The 637-nt window shown below is 40.5% G+C and carries 1 pseudogene; it reads left to right on the plus strand.

Annotation, left to right across the window (positions count from 1 at the left end):
* Positions 1 to 5: 5 nt before the first annotated feature.
* Positions 6 to 637 (plus strand): annotated as a pseudogene (locus ACFIK8_RS12105) (aromatic amino acid lyase); the annotation flags it as partial.

Below are 637 nucleotides of genomic sequence, written 5' to 3' on the forward strand. Positions count from 1 at the left end.
AAATTATGACTATTGTACTAAATCCAGGCAAAGTAACGCTTAACCAACTTGAGGCTATTTACTGGAATGGTGAAGTAAGCAAGCTTCATAATGATACGCATCTAGCTATTAGGAAAGGAGCAGATCGGATCGCTGAAATTGCTGCTGGAAGTCAACCAGTTTACGGTATTAATACCGGTTTTGGAAAATTGGCATCGATTAAAATCGATGCAAACCATGTATCTGTTTTACAAAGAAATCTTATTTTGTCACATTGTTGTGCTGTAGGAGCGCCTTTAGCTGAAAATATTGTGCGTTTAATGATGACTTTAAAACTCATTTCATTAGGGTGTTCGCTTGGAATTGGTGCATTTGCTAGAAAATATGCTTGCAAAAGGCGTTATTCCTGTCATTCCTGAAAAGGGGTCTGTTGGTGCATCAGGTGATCTGGCACCACTTGCTCACATGGTCGCAGTTATGATGGGAGAGGGAGAAGCATTTTTTCAGAATATTCGTATGAGTGGAGCAGCTGCTTTAGAAAAAGCAAGATTGCTCCCTATTACTTTAGAAGCAAAAGAGGGTCTGGCTCTTATTAACGGCACCCAAACATCAACAGCACTTGCCCTTGCAGGTCTTTTTCAGGGTTATCGAGCATTGT

Source organism: Bartonella sp. MR168JLCBS (assembly GCF_042194175.1).